We start from the raw sequence: 13,667 nt of genomic DNA on the forward strand, positions 1-13,667 counted from the left end.
GATTACATGGCGGGATGCAAGAGGTTGAAGGTTGACCGAAACCTAATCGTGACCGGGGCGGGGCACGCGTCCGCCCCGCCTGCTCCAGCGGAAGGTGGCTTCCGGGCTGCGAGAGACGGGGCGGGGCAGCGGGCTGACGGGATCAGTCGCGGGGCAGGAGGAGACGGGCGAGAGCGGCGGTGACGAGGAGGAGGGCGGCGACGGCGACGAGGCCGAGGCGCATGCCCGGAAGGGAGAAGCCGCCGCCGGGGCCGGAGAGCAGGCCGCCGAAGAGGGCGACAGCGAGCGCACCGCCGGTCTGGCGGAGGGAGTTGAGCAGCCCGGACGCGGTCCCCGCGCGATCGCCCGGGACGACGTCGATCAGCAGCGCGGTCAGCGCGGGTACCGCGAGTGCCCCGCCGATGCTCAGCGGCAGCAGCAGAAGCAGCACCAGCCAGAGCGGGGTGTGCGCGGCCAACGGCAGCATGGCCAGCATGGCGACGGTGAAGACCAGCTGACCGGTGACGATCACCGGCCGCCGTCCGATCCGTTCCGCCAGGCGCGGTGACAGCAGATTGGTCGCCGTCACCACCGCCGACATCGGGACGAACATCAGCCCGGCCGCTGTTCCCGACATTCCCCGCAGCTGCTGGTAGTACAGCCCGAGAAGGAAGATCCCGCCGTAGAAGGCGGCGTTGACGGCGAAACCGACGGCAAGCGGGACCGCCACCCGGCGATCGGTCAGTATCGCCAGGGGGACCATGGGCTGGCGGTGCCGGGACTCCACCGCGTGGAAGGCGAACCCGGAGGCGACGGCGAGCACGGCGGCGATCAGCACAGGGAGACTGGTCCAGCCCAGGTGCCCGCCTTCGATCACCGTGAACGCCAGCCCGGCCAGGGCCAGTACGGCGGTGAGCTGGCCGCCGCCGTCCAGCGCGGCCGGCCGGCGCGCAGAGCGTGGCACGCGGACCAGCAGGCCGAGGATCACCGCTCCCACCGGGAGGTTGAGCAGGAAGACCGCCCGCCAGCCGGCCGACTCGGTGAGCAACCCGCCCAGCACCGGGCCCGCGGCCATGGCCACCGAACCGCCGACCGTCCACAGCGCGATGGCGCGGGCGCGCTCCCGGGCGTCGTCGTAGGCCTGCCGGATCAGGGCCAGCGAGGCCGGCATCACGACCGCGGCGGCGCCGCCCTGCGCCACGCGTGCGGCGACCAGCAGGCCGATACCGGGCGCGAGCGCGCAGCCGAGCGAGGCGAGGGTGAACAGGGCCACGCCCCAGCCGTAGGCGCGGCGGGCTCCCGCGCGGTCGGCGATGGCGCCGGCGGAGAGCATCAAGGCCGCGAACATCAGGGTGTACGCGTCCACCACCCACTGCAGCCCGGCCATCCCGCCGCTGAGGGAGTCCCGGATCGAGGGCAGGGCGATGTTCACGGCCGACACGTCGATGGTGATCACCGTGAACCCGAGGAGCGAGGCGATCAGCGCGACGCCCGCCCGCCGGGACTCGGCGGGGGCGTCGACGGGCGGCGCGTCCGGCCGGGCCCGGTCCGGCCGTCGTCGCCGGGGCCCGGGGTCCGATGTCTCGGGGCCGTGCCCGTGCGCGGGGACAGCGGACGATGACAGTGAAGGGGTGCGCGGCACAGTGACCTCCTGGATGCGGCAGGCGTGGTTGACGGTCCGTCAGGGATGATCGGGCGGGCGGCCGCAGACCACGGGGGCCGCGGCCCGGTGTCTCGCACCCCCTGGGCCCCGGCGGCCGGGCCGCCCGCTCCGGGGTCAACTCTCCGCCCGTCCGTGACGGCGCGGCAGACCGCGCTGTACCCGGGGTGCGGCGTTCCAGGCCCTGACACGGCCTCCCATGAGCCTCGCCCGCCTGCCAGAATGGGTCGAATGGCAGCAGCGACGGAGGCACGGGGCACCGAACTCGGCAGATATCTGAAGGCCCGCAGGGCGCAGGTGCGACCGGAGGACGTCGGCCTCCCGGCCGGCGCGGGTCTGCGCCGCACCCCCGGACTGCGCCGGGAGGAGCTGGCCGCGCTGGCCGGGGTGAGCGTGGACTACTACATCCGCCTGGAGCGCGGCCGGGAGACCAACCCCTCGCCGGCCGTCGTGGACGCCCTCGGCCGCGCCCTGCGTCTGCGCGGGGACGCCTACGAGCGCCTGCACGAGCTGGCGGAGCTGGCCTCCGGCCGGATGTCCGAGCTGCCGGCCTGCTCGGACCACACCGTCCGCGACTCGGTGCTGCGGCTGCTGGAGTCGGTGCGTCCACTGCCGGCCTACGTGGTGAGCCGGTACAACCTCCTACTGGCCGCGAACCCGCCGGGCCGTCGGCTGCTGCCCGGGCTCTGGGACTGGCCCCAGCACCAGCGCAACCTGACCCGCTATCTCTTCCTCCACCCGGTCGGGCGGACGCTCTACGAGCCGTGGGAGGAGACGGTCGCGTTGTCGGTGGCGCATCTGCGGGCGGTCGCGGGCGCCGACCCGGACGACCCCGAGCTGACCGCGCTCGTCGGCGAACTGCTGCTGAAATCACCCGAGTTCGCGCGACTGTGGGAGCGCTACGACGTATGCGAGCGCGGCGGCGGGCAGAAGGTCTTCCGGCATCCGAAGACCGGACGGATGACCCTCACCTACGAGGTCATGCGACTGGCCCGGACCGGCGACCAGCGGATGGTGGTGTACCAGGCAGCCCCCGGCACCCCGGACGAACAGGCCATGCTCCGCCTGGACCCGGCGGACACCCACCCGGCCCCGACCCCCATGGGCCATCCGACCCTGGCCCCCGCGAACTGACCTCGCGCCCGCTCACTCCGCGGCGAACAGCTCCGCAGCATCCGTGGCGTGTACGGCTCGCTGGGCCCAGGCCTCAAGTCGGTCCGGGTCCGTGCAGGACTCGACTCGCTCGCGGGCGGCGTCGGTCACCGGGATGCGGCGCCACTCCAGGATGGAGAGGACCATCTCGCGGCACTTTTGGATGCGTCCCTCTTCGCGGCCCTGCTCCAGACCTTGTTCCCGGCCTTCCTCCCGCACCTGCTCGGCGAGTGGGTGTCGCCAGAAGTACTGGATTGCCGTCATCAGGTTCCTCCACATCTGCTTCGCCTGGGGGTCGGTCAGGCATGAGTCGACGAACTGCACGAAGACTGCGGCGCTGTCGGGGTCGATGGTCCGCAGGGCGGCGGCCAGGGACTCCAGTATGGCCGGAGCCTGGGGGCCACGCCCGTGTGTCATGGCCGAGAGCACCGCAAGGGGGACATCCAGCTCCGCCTGTTTCTCGTCCGCGATCACGGGCACGTTGTCCGGGCCGAGCACGAGAGGCCGTACCGTCAGCGACTCCCAGCCGGGGAAGCCGAGCCGGATGGGGCGCGAGGCCCACTTGGCCGTATGGCTGCTCTGGGTGATGACGATGAGGACGGGCTCGCAGCGGTACTTCTCGTACAGGTAGGACAGGTAGTAGGGCCAGCTGCCCCGCTTGCGCCCGTCCACCTTCCCCTGTGACTCGACCACCAGCAGGTAGGTGCCCTTGTCCGTCTCCGCCCGCAGCAGGGTGTCCACGCGGCGCTCGACCGGTTCGATCTCCGTGAGGTCCACGTTCAGCGCGGCGATCGCGCGGGGCTCGGGGAAGGGCACGTGCAGGACGCGTTGTAACGCCTTCGTCAGCAGTGTCGGGTCCTTCTGAAAGATCTGGTGCAGCGCCTCATGGGACGAGCTGACCATCGCTTCTCCTTTCGTACGACGTCGTGATCAACGAGCTAGGCGGCCACAAGTTCGCACCACACGAACTTGCCCGTGTTGCCGAACCGCGCAGACGGCTGCCAGCCCCACACCTCCGCGCACGCCACGACCAGCCCCAGCCCCCGCCCCTCCTCCAACTCCCCGACCTGCTCCAGCGCACGCGGCGGGTCGGGCGGTACCGGGTTGGTGTCCCACGCGCCGATCCACACCATGCCCTCTGGGGAACGGCGGACCCTGAGGGCGGCGGGTCCCTTGGTGTGTCGTACGGCGTTGGAGACCAGCTCCGTGGCGAGGAGTTCGGCGACCTCCACGAGTCCGGTCAGGCCGTGCAGGGTGAGGATCAGGCGCAGGGTGCGGCGGCACACCGTGACCGCTCTCAGGTCGTTGGGGATCTGGAGGGTGTAGTCCCAGGTTTCGGGCATGCGGCATCAACTCCGTTGAGATGAGGGGTTTTTGGGCGCAGGGTGGCAACGCCGCATACGCGGTGCACTTCCGCTGCGTGTGCGGTACGTCACCGACGGTAGATCTAAATCTAGGGACGCGGCAAGCCGATCGCGTAATCTGACGCCGAACGAGTTGCGCCAACAGGCCTGTGAGGAGAGCCAGTCGATGGTGAAGAGGCGCGAACCAACGGCACGTCAGATGCGACTGGCAACCGAACTGCGCAGACTCCGTGAGGCTGCGGGTCTCAACTCCCGCCAGGCGGCGGCGCTCCTCGGCGTGGCCCCCGCCCAGATCACCCATATCGAGTCCGCCCTCGCGGGTGTGAGCGAGCAGCGACTCCTTCGCCTCGCCTCCCACTACGCCTGCACCGACGAGGAGTTCATCGACGCCCTGGTGGCGATGGCCACCGACCGGACACACGGCTGGTGGGAGGAGTACCGGGGCTTGCTGCCCACGTCGTTCCTGGACCTGTCCGAGCTGGAACACCACGCTCGGTTCCTCCGCCACGTGGCAATCCTGTACGTACCGGGCCTGCTCCAGACCGAGGACTACTCGCGTGCCGTCTTCTCGTCCAGGCTGCCGGAACTGACCGCTGAAGAACTTGAGTTGCGTATCCAGCACCGCAAGGCGCGCCAGGAGTTCGCCATCCCCTACGAAGCGGTGATCCACGAGGCAGCGCTTCGGATCAGAGTCAGTGACCGCGCCACCTCAAGGGCCCAGCTCACCCGGCTCCTGGAGCTCTCCGAAGCGGATCACATCACCGTGCGCGTCATCCCCTTCGACCTGGATGGCTTCGCCATGGCCTCCAGCACGATGACGTACGTGGGCGGCCCCCTCGCCAAGCTGGACACCGTGGTCCGTGACGCGCTGCACGGCTCGGCCTTCATCGATTCCGAGGCTCAGCTCAACACCTATCGAACGAGCTTCCATAAGGTGGAAGCCGCGTCACTGGACCCTGGACAGTCGCGTGAATTCATCCACAGCCTGGCGAAGGAGCTGTAGGAACACCATGGACAACTGGCGGAAGTCGTCCTACTCGGGCCCCGGCGACGGGAACGAGTGCGTGGAGATCGCGACCTCACCCACCCACATAGCCATCCGCGACTCCAAAACCCCCACCCGAGCCACCCTCACCTTCCCCACCCCCGCCTTCACCACCTTCCTCGAAGCCCTGAAGAAGGCGGACCGGTAACCCGCTGTCACACCCCACCGGTACCGTCGGATCATGGCTCAGCATGCGGGGACCCAGACCGGAGAGCGACGGCTCGCCACGCTCGAAGGCGTGCTGGAACGCATCACGTACGCCAACGAGGAGAACGGCTACACGGTCGCCCGGGTCGACACGGGCAGAGGCGCGGGCGATCTCCTCACGGTCGTCGGCGCGCTGCTCGGTGCCCAGGTGGGGGAGTCGCTGCGCATGGAGGGTCGCTGGGGCTCGCACCCGCAGTACGGCAAGCAGTTCCACGTCGAGAACTACACGACCCTCCTCCCCGCCACCGTCCAGGGCATCCGGCGTTACCTCGGCTCAGGGCTCGTGAAAGGGATCGGCCCCGTCTTCGCCGACCGGATCACCCAGCACTTCGGGCTGGACACCCTCCGGATCATCGAGGAAGAACCCAAGCGGCTCATCGAAGTCCCCGGCCTCGGGCCCAAGCGGACCAAGAAGATCGCCGACGCCTGGGAGGAGCAGAAGGCGATCAAGGAGGTCATGCTCTTCCTCCAGACCGTCGAGGTGTCCACCTCCATCGCCGTGCGGATCTACAAGAAGTACGGCGACGCGTCGATCTCCATCGTCAAGAATCACCCCTACCGACTCGCCGCCGACGTCTGGGGCATCGGCTTCCTGACCGCCGACAAGATCGCCCAGTCCGTCGGCATCCCGCACGACAGCCCGGAGAGAGTCAAGGCCGGCCTTCAGTACGCGCTGTCCCAGTCCGCCGACCAGGGCAACTGCTTCCTGCCCGAGGAGCGGCTCATCGCCGACGCGGTCAAGCTGCTCCAGGTCGACACCGGGCTGGTCATCGAGTGCCTCGCCGAGCTGGCCGCCCAGCCGGAAGAGGAGGGAGCGGACCCGGGCGTCGTACGGGAGAAGGTCCCCGGACCGGACGGTGACCGGGACGACCCGGTCACCGCCGTCTACCTGGTCCCCTTCCACCGCGCCGAACTCTCCCTCTCCGCCCAGCTCCTGCGTCTCCTGCGAACCGAGCAGGACCGCATGCCCGGCTTCCAGGACGTCGACTGGGACAAGGCCCTCGGCTGGCTGAAGACGCGTACCGGCGCCGATCTCGCCCCGGAGCAGGAGGCAGCGGTCAAGCTGGCGCTCAGCCAGAAGGTCGCCGTGCTCACCGGCGGGCCCGGCTGCGGAAAGTCCTTCACGGTGCGTTCGATCGTGGAGCTGGCCCGCGCCAAGCGGGCCAAGGTGCTGCTGGCCGCGCCGACCGGGCGGGCCGCCAAGCGGCTGGCCGAGCTGACCGGTGCCGAGGCCTCCACGGTGCACCGGCTGCTGGAGCTCAAGCCGGGCGGGGATGCCGCGTATGACCGGGACCGGCCGCTGGACGCCGACCTGGTCGTGGTCGACGAGGCCTCCATGCTCGACCTCCTCCTCGCCAACAAGCTCGTGAAAGCCGTACCGCCCGGAGCGCATCTCCTCTTCGTCGGGGACGTCGACCAGCTTCCCAGCGTCGGCGCGGGGGAAGTCCTCCGGGACCTTCTCGCCGACGGCAGTCCCATCCCCGCCGTACGGCTCACGCGCGTCTTCCGGCAGGCCCAGCAGTCCGGTGTCGTCACCAACGCGCACCGCATCAACGCGGGGCAGCATCCGCTCACCGACGGGCTCAAGGATTTCTTCCTCTTCGTCGAGGACGAGACGGAGGAGGCCGGGCGGCTCACCGTGGACGTGGCGGCGCGGCGGATTCCGGCCAAGTTCGGGCTCGATCCGCGGCGGGACGTCCAAGTGCTCGCGCCGATGCACCGGGGGCCTGCCGGGGCCGGGGTGCTCAACGGTCTGCTCCAGCAGGCCATCACCCCCGGCCGGCCCGATCTGCCCGAGAAGCGGTTCGGCGGGCGGGTCTTCCGTGTCGGGGACAAGGTGACCCAGATCCGTAACAATTATGAGAAAGGGGAGAACGGCGTCTTCAACGGCACCGTCGGCGTCGTCACCTCGCTCGATCCGGTCGACCAGAAGCTGACGGTGCTGACGGACGAGGACGAGGAGGTTCCGTACGAATTCGACGAACTGGACGAACTGGCGCACGCGTACGCGGTGACCATTCACCGCTCGCAGGGAAGTGAATATCCCGCGGTGGTGATTCCCGTCACGACCGGGGCATGGATGATGCTCCAGCGGAACCTGCTGTACACCGCCGTGACCCGGGCCAAACAGCTGGTCGTCCTCGTCGGTTCACGCAAGGCGATCGGGCAGGCGGTGCGCACGGTGTCCGCCGGACGGCGGTGTACGGCCCTGGACTTCAGGCTCATCGAGTCCCATCGCGAAAAATGATCGATCAAATGAGTCACGAAGGTCACAGAGCACTTCCGGATGCCCCTTCCAGGGGGCAGGATGGGCAAGTTGGCGGCACTGAGTGCCGCCAATGGGCCCAATGGTCGACCCCGAGTGCACTCTCCTGAGCCAAATGGGGGATGGTAGAGACAGTCAGGGCACCTCGAAGATGAGGCACTACGTCGGTGAGGGAAGACGTGAGCGACAACTCTGTAGTACTGCGGTACGGCGACGGCGAGTACACCTACCCGGTGGTCGACAGCACCGTCGGTGACAAGGGCTTCGACATCGGGAAGCTCCGCGCCCAGACCGGTCTGGTGACTCTGGACAGCGGCTACGGCAACACGGCCGCCTATAAATCCGCCGTCACCTACCTCGACGGCGAGGCGGGCATCCTCCGCTACCGCGGCTACCCCATCGAGCAGCTGGCCGAGCGCTCCACCTTCCTGGAGGTGGCGTACCTGCTGATCAACGGTGAGCTGCCCACCGTGGACGAGCTGACGACGTTCAAGAACGAGATCACGCGGCACACCCTGCTGCACGAGGACGTCAAGAACTTCTACAAGGGCTTCCCGCGCGACGCCCACCCGATGGCCATGCTGTCGTCGGTCGTCTCGGCGCTGTCCACCTTCTACCAGGACAGCCACAACCCGTTCGACGAGAAGCAGCGCGACCTCTCCACGATCCGGCTGCTCGCGAAGCTCCCGACGATCGCGGCGTACGCGTACAAGAAGTCGATCGGCCACCCCTTCGTCTACCCGCGCAACGACCTCGGCTACGTCGAGAACTTCCTGCGCATGACCTTCTCGGTCCCGGCCCAGGAGTACGACCTCGACCCGGTCGTCGTCGCCGCGCTGGACAAGCTGCTCATCCTGCACGCCGACCACGAGCAGAACTGCTCGACCTCCACGGTCCGCCTGGTCGGCTCCTCGCAGGCCAACATGTTCGCGTCGATCTCGGCCGGCATCAGCGCGCTGTGGGGTCCGCTGCACGGCGGTGCCAACCAGTCCGTGCTGGAGATGCTGGAGGGCATCCGCGACTCCGGCTCCGACGTCGACACCTTCATCCGCAAGGTGAAGAACAAGGAGGACGGCGTCCGTCTGATGGGCTTCGGCCACCGGGTCTACAAGAACTTCGACCCGCGCGCCAAGATCATCAAGGCCGCCGCGCACGACGTGCTCTCCGCGCTGGGCAAGGAGGACGAGCTCCTCGACATCGCCCTGAAGCTGGAGGAGCACGCCCTCTCCGACGACTACTTCGTGGAGCGCAAGCTCTACCCGAACGTCGACTTCTACACCGGCCTGATCTACCGGGCCATGGGCTTCCCGACCGAGATGTTCACGGTCCTGTTCGCCCTGGGCCGCCTGCCGGGCTGGATCGCCCAGTGGACCGAGATGATCAAGGAGCCGGGCTCCCGCATCGGCCGCCCGCGCCAGATCTACACGGGCGTGGTCGAGCGCGACTTCGTGCCGGTCGAGGAGCGCTGAGGGGCACTGAGTGCCAGGGCCTGCCCGCTGCCGGGTGGGCCCTGAAACAGCCGTAAGAAGCAGAAGGCGCCCTGAGCCGTCAGTCCCCCCACGGGCCGACGACCAGGGCGCCTTCCCATGTCCCGGTGCGGATTCCCCCCACGGGATCCGGCCGGGCGCTCGGAGAGGACAGCGCCTGAATCGCTGTCTGTCGAGCAGAACGAGCAAAACTCGTCCCACTCCAGTGATGCGGTGCGATCTGCCGGGACAACGCACGCTGGGAGGGCCGCTCAAAGCTCCCCGGTGTACGTGCCCCGGCAACGCATCTCTGAGGAAGTCCCCCAAGACATCCCCAGATGCCGGCTGACGCCCCCCAAGACGCCGAACCGACATCGCCAACTTAGACCTTCGAACCCCTTCGATGGTTACGTTCGCATCACTGTGATCTGCGTCTCTTGCATATGTCCTTTAGGTGCGCAAGAGCCCCGATACGGCGATCGGGGCCCAAGCGTAAGGATGATGCGCGAGCCTTGTGAAGAGCTTATGTGAGGCGCGCGCCCGACTCCAGAGGGTGTCTCACTTCGGCTGGGGCGAACCGCCGGTAACCTCTGGGGACTTCAGCGGAAGCGGCGCAGCCGCAGGCTGTTGGTCACCACGAAGACCGAGGAGAACGCCATCGCCGCGCCCGCGATCATGGGGTTGAGCAGCCCGGCGGCGGCCAGCGGCAGCGCGGCCACGTTGTAGCCGAAGGCCCACACCAGGTTGCCCTTGATGGTGGCCAGCGTCCGCCGGGACAGCCGGATCGCGTCCGCCGCCACCCGCAGGTCCCCGCGCACCAGCGTCAGATCGCTCGCCTCGATCGCCGCGTCCGTGCCGGTGCCCATCGCCAGGCCCAGGTCGGCGGTGGCCAGCGCGGCCGCGTCGTTGACGCCGTCGCCGACCATCGCCACGGCGTGTCCCTCGTCCCGCAGCCGCCGTACGACGTCCACCTTGTCCTCGGGGAGCACGTCGGCGTAGACGTCCGCCGGGTCGATGCCGACCGTCTTCGCGACCGCCTCGGCGACCGTCCGGTTGTCCCCGGTCAGCAGGACCGGCGTGAGACCCAGGGCGCGCAGTTCGGCCACGGCCGCCGCGCTGGTCTCCTTGATCGCGTCGGCGACGGCGAGGACCCCGCGCGCCCGCCCGTCCCAGCCGGCCACGACGGCCGTACGGCCCTGCTCCTCGGCCTCGCGGGCCGCCTGGGCCAACGGGTGCGGCAGCTCGTCGTACAGGCGGCCCACGGCCACCTCACGGCCGTCCACGCGTCCGCGTACGCCCCGGCCGGGGACGTTCTCGAAGTGCTCGACCCCCGGCAGTGCTCCGGCGCGTTCCTCGGCGCCGGCGGCGATCGCGCGGGCGACCGGGTGCTCGGAGGCGTGTTCCAGGGCGCCGGCGAGCCGCAGCAGCTCCTTCTCGTCCTCGCCGTCGGCGACGTGGACCGCCTGGAGGGTCATCCGGCCGGTGGTGACGGTGCCGGTCTTGTCGAGGACGATCGTGTCGACGCGGCGCGTGGACTCCAGCACCTCGGGGCCCTTGATCAGGATGCCGAGCTGGGCGCCGCGGCCGGTGCCGACCATCAGCGCGGTCGGCGTGGCGAGGCCCAGCGCGCAGGGGCAGGCGATGATCAGGACGGCGACGGCGGCGGTGAACGCGGCGACCGCGTCCCCGGTCACGCCCAGCCAGCCGCCGAACGTGGCGAGCGCGATGCCGATGACGACGGGCACGAAGACGGCGGAGACGCGGTCGGCGAGCCGTTGCACCTCGGCCTTGCCGTTCTGGGCGTCCTCCACGAGCTTCGCCATCCGCGCGAGCTGGGTGTCGGCCCCGACCCGGGTCGCCTCGACGACCAGTCGCCCGCCCGCGTTGACCGTGGCCCCGGTGACCCGGTCGCCCGGTCCCACGTCCACCGGCACCGATTCGCCGGTCAGCATGGACGCGTCCACGGCGGAGATGCCCTCGGTCACCGTGCCGTCGGTGGCGATCTTCTCGCCGGGCCGTACGACGAACCGGTCCCCGACGGACAGAGATGCCACCGGGACGCGTACCTCACGGCCGCCCGCCCGTCGCCCACCACCGCCCTCAACCGAGAGCCCTTCGGGCTCGCCCTCCTCGTATCGGAGCACCGCCACGTCCTTGGCGCCCAGCTCCATCAGGGCCTTCAGGGCCGCGCCCGCCCGCCGCTTGGAGCGGGCCTCCAGGTAGCGGCCGAGCAGGATCAGCGCGACCACTCCGGAGGCGACCTCCAGGTAGATGGTGGAGGCGCCGTCCATCCGGGAGATGGTGAGCCGGAACTCGTCGTGCATGCCGGGCATGCCGGCGTCGCCGAAGAACAGGGCCCACAGCGACCAGCCGAACGCGGCCAGCGTGCCGACCGAGACCAGCGTGTCCATGGTCGCGGCGCCGTGCCGGAGGTTGGTCCAGGCGGCCTGGTGGAAGGGCAGGCCACCCCAGACGACAACGGGTGAGGCGAGGGTGAGCGAGAGCCACTGCCAGTTGTCGAACTGGAGCGCCGGGATCATCGCGAGCAGGACGACGGGCAGCGCGAGCAGCGCGGATATCAGCAGCCGCCGGCGCAGGGCGCCGAGCTCGGAGTCGTCGCCGGGAGTGTCTTCGGCCGTGGCCTCGGGCTGCGGCGGGGCGGGCTCCTCGGCGGTGTAGCCGGTCTTCTCCACGGTGGCGATCAGGTCGGCGACCCGGACGCCCGTGCCGAAGGAGATCTTCGCCTTCTCGGTGGCGTAGTTGACGGTGGCGCTGACGCCGTCCATCCGGTTGAGCTTCTTCTCCACGCGCGCGGCGCAGGAGGCGCAGGTCATCCCGCCGATGAGCAGCTCGACCTCGTCGGCTTCGGAGGAGGTCCCGCCTGTCGCGGGGGCTTTCCCTGTACGGGTGGTGCTGGTCATGTCCGGACTCCAGACATCGGACCGGACCGCACGGAGCCAGTATCAGCTGGTCGGCACGGCCCGGTCGGGGGATCGAGGGGGTTGCTCAGGCCCGGCCGGCCAGCTCGAAGCCGGCCTCGTCCACAGCGGCGCGCACGGCCTCGTCGTCCAGCGGGGCCTCGGAGACGACGGTCACCTCGCCGCTGGACGCCACGGCCTTCACCGAGGTGACGCCGGGGATCTGGGAGACCTCGCCGGAGACGGCGCCCTCGCAGTGGCCACAGCTCATGCCGGTCACCTTGTAGACGGTGGTGACGGAACCGGAGGTGTCGGTGTGGGCGGTCATGTCGTTACTCCTCGTCGAGGCGTAGGGGGCCAGTGGGGTCCGCGAGGGCCGTTGGGCCACGGGAGAACCCCTCATGCTCCTCACACTATACCCCTAGGGGGTATTCCCCCAAGGGGCGTCCTGGCGTGCCAGCGACCGCACCCAGCCGATCCCGGCCAGCGCCACCAGGGCCAGCCCGCCGACCGAGAACAGAGTGAACAGATGCTCCTGCGTGGCGCTGGGCCGGGCGAGGTACTCCTGCGCGAACAGCAGCCGGTCCAGACCGGCCCCGGTCAGCCGGGCCGTGGCCCAGACCGCGAGGCCGTGCGTCGAGTCCCACAGGGCGTGCAGCAGGGCGACGCCGAGGTAGGTGCCGACGACGGGGGCGGTGACGCGGAAGCGGCCGGTCGGCCGGCGCCGGGACAGCAGGGCGGCTCCGGCGATCGCGGTCCACAGGCCGTGCCCGAAGGGCGCCAGGACCCCGCGCAGGATCTCCGTCTCCAGCAGTGCGCGCAGGTCGACGCCCGCGGAGGAGACGGCCGTGTCGAAGGCGTACCCGGCGCTCTCCAGGGCGGCGAAGCCGAAGCCGACGGCCGCGCCGAGCACCAGCCCCGCGCGCGTGCCGCGGACACCGGGCTGGCTCCGCAGCACGAACACCAGCGCGGCGAGCTTGGCCGCCTCCTCGATCAGGCCGACACCGAGGAACATCCCGAGAGAGGGATGCAGCAGATACGACTCCACCAGCGAGGCGCCGAGCACCCCGAGCGTGCCGCCGGTCAGGAAACAGCCGAGGATCGCGCTGACGCCCAGGTCCCGGCCGTGCCGCTCGTACGCCCACAGCACGAAGACGACCGGCGCCAGAAAGCTGCCGAGCAGGATCAGCGTCGGCAGCAGCGTGCTGTCGCGCGTCTCGTACGTCACCCACGCCGTCAGCGCCCACAGGGCGAGCCCGCCGCCCAGACAGCGCCGCCACAGCCCCGTGCGGATGCGGGGGTACGGCGGCGGGGGCTGCTGCGGGCCGGGGATGCGGGCCTTGGGCGTGCCGGGCGGCGGGGAGTGGGTCACGGGCGTCCCCTCGACTGCTGCTGGGCGATGTATCCGCGCTGATTTATCCGCACTCTAGGCATATGTGCCGGTTGCCGCAGTCCGGGTGACTCCCCGGAGTCACCTGCGGCCATCCGGGCGTACCCCGGGCCCTCTGAGCGGTCCTGGCGAAGTCGGCTGCGGTTCGGCAGCGCCCCGAAGGGGCGCCGGCTACGACGGGCCCGCAGACGACCGACGGCCCATCGCGGCACTTCGCGCG

At 70.1% G+C, this 13,667-nt stretch carries 11 protein-coding genes; 5 read left to right on the plus strand and 6 right to left on the minus strand.

Going from position 1 to position 13,667, the window contains the following annotated elements:
* Positions 1-142: 142 nt before the first annotated feature.
* Positions 143-1,435, minus strand: coding sequence for an MFS transporter (locus O1G22_RS27110; protein ID WP_428986509.1), 1,293 nt, complete (start codon positions 1,433-1,435; stop codon positions 143-145).
* 435 nt (positions 1,436-1,870) lie between these two features.
* Here O1G22_RS27110 and O1G22_RS27115 point away from each other — a divergent pair, with 435 nt between their 5' ends.
* On the plus strand, positions 1,871-2,773 hold the full coding sequence (locus tag O1G22_RS27115; protein ID WP_270083702.1) for a helix-turn-helix domain-containing protein: 903 nt from the start codon (positions 1,871-1,873) through the stop codon (positions 2,771-2,773).
* 12 nt (positions 2,774-2,785) lie between these two features.
* Here the strand turns inward: O1G22_RS27115 and O1G22_RS27120 are convergent, their stop codons facing one another.
* Positions 2,786-3,694 carry an RpnC/YadD family protein gene (locus tag O1G22_RS27120; protein WP_270083703.1) on the minus strand — a complete coding sequence of 303 codons (909 nt, stop codon included), beginning with the start codon at positions 3,692-3,694 and terminating at the stop codon, positions 2,786-2,788.
* Between the two features lie 35 nt (positions 3,695-3,729).
* On the minus strand, positions 3,730-4,134 hold the full coding sequence (locus tag O1G22_RS27125; RefSeq protein ID WP_270083704.1) for an ATP-binding protein: 405 nt from the start codon (positions 4,132-4,134) through the stop codon (positions 3,730-3,732).
* A 187-nt stretch (positions 4,135-4,321) separates the two neighbouring features.
* Here O1G22_RS27125 and O1G22_RS27130 point away from each other — a divergent pair, with 187 nt between their 5' ends.
* The 4 genes from O1G22_RS27130 to O1G22_RS27145 all read left to right on the plus strand — a co-directional run bounded on the left by O1G22_RS27130 (position 4,322) and on the right by O1G22_RS27145 (position 9,142).
* Positions 4,322-5,158, plus strand: a complete 837-nt coding sequence (locus O1G22_RS27130) for a helix-turn-helix domain-containing protein (RefSeq protein ID WP_270083705.1) — start codon at positions 4,322-4,324, stop codon at positions 5,156-5,158.
* Positions 5,159-5,165: 7 nt separating this feature from the next.
* Entirely contained in the window at positions 5,166-5,348 is a 183-nt protein-coding gene (locus O1G22_RS27135; protein ID WP_270083706.1) for a DUF397 domain-containing protein, read from the plus strand.
* Positions 5,349-5,381: 33 nt separating this feature from the next.
* The gene (gene recD2 / locus O1G22_RS27140; RefSeq protein WP_270083707.1) at positions 5,382-7,655 is read left to right on the plus strand and encodes an SF1B family DNA helicase RecD2; all 2,274 of its coding nucleotides are present in this window, start codon (positions 5,382-5,384) and stop codon (positions 7,653-7,655) included.
* Positions 7,656-7,852: 197 nt separating this feature from the next.
* Positions 7,853-9,142, plus strand: coding sequence for a citrate synthase (locus tag O1G22_RS27145; protein ID WP_270083708.1), 1,290 nt, complete (start codon positions 7,853-7,855; stop codon positions 9,140-9,142).
* A 596-nt stretch (positions 9,143-9,738) separates the two neighbouring features.
* Here the strand turns inward: O1G22_RS27145 and O1G22_RS27150 are convergent.
* From O1G22_RS27150 to O1G22_RS27160, 3 genes are all read right to left on the minus strand, one after another.
* Positions 9,739-12,060 (minus strand): heavy metal translocating P-type ATPase, encoded by a 2,322-nt coding sequence (locus O1G22_RS27150; protein ID WP_270083709.1) that lies wholly within the window; start codon positions 12,058-12,060, stop codon positions 9,739-9,741.
* Positions 12,061-12,145: 85 nt separating this feature from the next.
* On the minus strand, positions 12,146-12,385 hold the full coding sequence (locus O1G22_RS27155) for a heavy-metal-associated domain-containing protein (RefSeq protein WP_270083710.1): 240 nt from the start codon (positions 12,383-12,385) through the stop codon (positions 12,146-12,148).
* Positions 12,386-12,478: 93 nt separating this feature from the next.
* The gene (locus O1G22_RS27160; RefSeq protein ID WP_270083711.1) at positions 12,479-13,429 is read right to left on the minus strand and encodes a PrsW family intramembrane metalloprotease; all 951 of its coding nucleotides are present in this window, start codon (positions 13,427-13,429) and stop codon (positions 12,479-12,481) included.
* Positions 13,430-13,667: the final 238 nt, after the last annotated feature.

The sequence above is a fragment of the Streptomyces camelliae genome (assembly GCF_027625935.1).
Classification (GTDB): Bacteria; Actinomycetota; Actinomycetes; order Streptomycetales; family Streptomycetaceae; genus Streptomyces; species Streptomyces camelliae.

Coding starts and splice junctions, on each gene's coding strand:
- O1G22_RS27125 (WP_270083704.1), bottom strand. CDS start 4,134: ATGCCCGAAACCTGGGACTACACCCTCCAGATCCCCAACGACCTGAGA.
- recD2 (WP_270083707.1), top strand. CDS start 5,382: ATGGCTCAGCATGCGGGGACCCAGACCGGAGAGCGACGGCTCGCCACG.
- O1G22_RS27120 (WP_270083703.1), bottom strand. CDS start 3,694: ATGGTCAGCTCGTCCCATGAGGCGCTGCACCAGATCTTTCAGAAGGAC.
- O1G22_RS27115 (WP_270083702.1), top strand. CDS start 1,871: ATGGCAGCAGCGACGGAGGCACGGGGCACCGAACTCGGCAGATATCTG.
- O1G22_RS27155 (WP_270083710.1), bottom strand. CDS start 12,385: ATGACCGCCCACACCGACACCTCCGGTTCCGTCACCACCGTCTACAAG.
- O1G22_RS27135 (WP_270083706.1), top strand. CDS start 5,166: ATGGACAACTGGCGGAAGTCGTCCTACTCGGGCCCCGGCGACGGGAAC.
- O1G22_RS27130 (WP_270083705.1), top strand. CDS start 4,322: ATGGTGAAGAGGCGCGAACCAACGGCACGTCAGATGCGACTGGCAACC.
- O1G22_RS27150 (WP_270083709.1), bottom strand. CDS start 12,060: ATGACCAGCACCACCCGTACAGGGAAAGCCCCCGCGACAGGCGGGACC.